Origin of the sequence: Mucilaginibacter sp. (assembly GCF_036383575.1) — a bacterium.
Lineage (GTDB): Bacteria > Bacteroidota > Bacteroidia > Sphingobacteriales > Sphingobacteriaceae > Mucilaginibacter.
In genome coordinates this window covers 1-2777 of sequence record NZ_DASVOB010000433.1, presented here as the reverse complement: position 1 = coordinate 2777, position 2777 = coordinate 1, and the positions used below count along the sequence as shown (strand labels likewise).

Here is a 2777-nt window from a genome sequence, read left to right as displayed (position 1 = left end):
TTTATATTTACCCCTTACTGTACATGCAAATGCGGTGCATTATATCAGTTACAATAGTTTCAGAATTGTATCTTTGCACACGCTTTTGCAGGAGCATCTTGAACAGCACTTGTTTGTATTTAACGAGGAGGGTACCCTTTTGTATCACGATTTGTTAAACAACGCTATACAAAAAATGCAACCCGAGGCGTTTGTACTACATAATAATCAGCTCGTCTATTTAAAAAACAGATCGGGCTTAATAGTGTTGAACTTGTAAATTACTGTATTATAATTTATTATGAAATTTAAGATTTTATTATTGGTCACTCCTTTACTCTCATTCTCCATATCGCTTTTTGCAAACCCGCTTGTCGATTCAGTAGGTGTTGAAAACCTTAACGGTAAAAAAGTGATCGTTCACAAACTCGATCCCAAAGATAATTACTACTCTATAGGCCGCCGCTACAACGTTAGCCCTAAAGCCATCATACAGTTTAATAACAACGCGCCCCTTAAAATTGGCGGTATCGTAAAAGTACCTACCGAATTACCTTTTTCGGGCGAAGCTGCTGCACAACCTGCTGTAACTGCACCTGCAAAACAAGTAGTGACAACTCCTGCTCCTGCACAACAAAAACCGGTTACCCAGGCCCCTGTTCAGCAAAATAAACCGCAGGTTCAGCCTCCTGTTAGTTCACCTGCACCAGTAGTACAAGCTGCAGTAAGCAAACAGCAGCAGGCCGCTATTGATACCGTGAAAAAAGTGAGCATGCTTAACGTGCAGCAGTACAAAGTATCGGCAGGGGAAACCTTGTTTTCTATCGCCAAGCGTTTCAATACCTCTGTTGAAGATATCAGGGCACTTAACAAATTAAGTTCTGATTCTTTAGCTCCTAACCAGATAATTAATGTACGCAGTGGTTTACCTCCCGAAGAAGTAAAACAACCTGTAATGCAGCGTGATTCAACCTCGGTTGCCGCGCAGCAGGATACAACCGGCGGTGATCATGGCAAAGCAAACCGTTTTGGCCTGTATGAAAAAGTTGAAAAAGGTGTAGCCACCTGGATGGATGATGCCAGCTTAGATCCTAAAAAGGAATTGGTACTGCACCGTACAGCGCCAATCGGCACTATAATCAAAATTACCAACCCTATGAACAATCATACCACCTTTGCTAAAGTGGTTGGCCGTTTTACCGATAATGAGGTAAATAAAAATGTGCTCATCATCATGACCAAAAATACAGCCGATGCTTTAGGCGCTTTAGATAAACGTTTCCAGGTAAATATCAGCTACGGTAGCCCGAATGAATAAACCTTATATTATTGGAATTGCCGGCGGAAGCGGCTCCGGCAAAACCTTTTTTTTAAAGTGCTTTTTAGAACATTTTACTGCCGACGAGGTGAGCCTCGTATCGCAGGATGATTATTACATCCCGGTAGCGCATAACATGACCAAGGAGGAGAACAAAGAATATAACTTTGATCTCCCTGCTACTATCGATCACGAACATTTTCAGCAGGATATCAGCAAGCTTTTAAATAAGGAACCTATCCTGAAGCAGGAATATACTTTTAATAATCCCGATGCTATCCCTAAAATGATAGAGATCAAACCCGCACCTATTTTAATAGTAGAGGGTTTGTTTATTCTGCATTTTAAAGATATTTCTGAGCTGCTTGACCTGAAAGTTTTTATTGATGCCGACGAAGACGTAGCCCTGCAGCGCCGCCTTAAACGCGACCTGATAGAGCGTGGCTATTCGCACGATGATGTGATGTACAAATGGATCAACCACGTGGTACCGGCTTACAAAGAATACCTGCTGCCCTACAAAGATGAATGCGACCGCGTGATCACCAACAACACCCACGTTGCCGAAGATATTATGGTGATAACCGAAGAGATCTCGGCCGATTTAAGGAAGAAGCTTTTTTAATTTGATAATTGGTTGATTTAATTTAAAACCATGTCATTGCGAGCGATAGCGTGGCAATCTCGTAGCCAATACATATTTGATATGCATAGCTAAGAGATTGCCGCGTCGCACCAATGCTTTTGCCCATGCCGCTCCTCGCAATGACATGGGATTTAAGGGTTAAACCACTATTTCCGGCACATCCCCCTCCACAATAAGCTTCCCTGCGGTAGCCTGTTTAATCTCCTCAACACTTACACCTGGCGCACGCTCTATAAGTCTGAAACCACCTTCGGGTAAAACGTCAAACACGCCCAGTTCAGTCACGATTTTTTTAACGCAGTGAACGCCGGTTAGGGGCAGTGAGCATTGAGGCAGCAGCTTTGATTCACCTGCTTTGTTTACATGTTGCATGGCTACAATGATATTTTCGGCAGACGCTACGAGATCCATGGCACCCCCCATGCCTTTAACCATTTTGCCCGGAATTTTCCAGTTGGCTATGTCGCCGTTTTCGGATACTTCCATAGCGCCTAAAATAGTTAGGTTCACCTTCTTTGCCCTGATCATCCCAAAGCTCATTGCCGAATCAAATATGGCCGAGCCGGGCAGCATGGTAATGGTTTGTTTGCCTGCATTAATGGTATCCGGGTCTTCCTCACCCTCAAAAGGGAAGGGGCCCATACCTAATAAACCATTCTCAGACTGTAACACCACATCCATGGTATCCGGGATATAATTGGCTACCAGCGTAGGAATGCCGATGCCGAGGTTAACATAGTAACCGTCTTTTATTTCTTTCGCAATTCGCTTTGCGATGCCTTGTTTGTCTAACATAATCTTCTTTATTAAGTCATGTCATTGCGAGGAGGAACG

Annotated in this window: 3 protein-coding genes; 2 read left to right on the top strand and 1 reads right to left on the bottom strand. The window is 43.3% G+C overall.

Going from position 1 to position 2777, the window contains the following annotated elements; all coding sequences use genetic code 11:
- Window positions 1-280: 280 nt before the first annotated feature.
- Together VF500_RS15165 and VF500_RS15160 are read left to right on the top strand one after the other, a co-directional pair.
- Window positions 281-1297, top strand: coding sequence for a LysM peptidoglycan-binding domain-containing protein (locus VF500_RS15165; protein WP_330860471.1), 1017 nt, complete (start codon window positions 281-283; stop codon window positions 1295-1297).
- A complete protein-coding gene (locus tag VF500_RS15160) occupies window positions 1290-1922 on the top strand; it encodes a uridine kinase (protein ID WP_330860470.1) in 633 nt (210 codons plus the stop codon). The genes VF500_RS15165 and VF500_RS15160 overlap by 8 nt, the downstream gene beginning before the upstream one ends.
- A 159-nt stretch (window positions 1923-2081) precedes the next feature.
- On the opposite strand, the gene VF500_RS15155 is transcribed toward VF500_RS15160, so the two are convergent.
- Window positions 2082-2738 (bottom strand): 3-oxoacid CoA-transferase subunit B, encoded by a 657-nt coding sequence (locus tag VF500_RS15155; protein ID WP_330860469.1) that lies wholly within the window; start codon window positions 2736-2738, stop codon window positions 2082-2084.
- Window positions 2739-2777: the final 39 nt, after the last annotated feature.